This is a genomic window from Vallitalea sediminicola (genome assembly GCF_054408565.1).
Genome location: NZ_BTPT01000127.1, coordinates 1 through 304 on the forward strand (window position 1 = coordinate 1; position 304 = coordinate 304).

The following is a 304-nucleotide window of genomic DNA, read 5'->3' on the forward strand; positions in this document are numbered from 1 at the left end:
CCCGTCCGCCGCTTTCCACTATCTAAATCACCCGAAGGTTCATTAGATAGCTTCTCGCTCGACTTGCATGTGTTAAGCACGCCGCCAGCGTTCATCCTGAGCCAGGATCAAACTCTCATGTTAAAGTTTCATCTTGACCAGATTGCTCTGGCTTATATTTTATAGACTATCGTCTTTATCCATTTTATTTACTAAGGATTTTTTTGGGTAAAACTTATTACTAAGTTTTTGGTTGTTTCACTGTTCAGTTTTCAAGGTTCTGTGTTGTTGAGACAACGAAATATATTGTATCATATACTTTATG

Annotated in this window: 1 rRNA gene; it reads right to left on the reverse strand. The window is 38.2% G+C overall.

From position 1 onward, the window contains the following. Nucleotides 1-123 (reverse strand): 16S ribosomal RNA (locus tag ACX6CF_RS25985); the annotation flags it as partial. Between the last annotated feature and the right edge of the window lie 181 nt (nucleotides 124-304).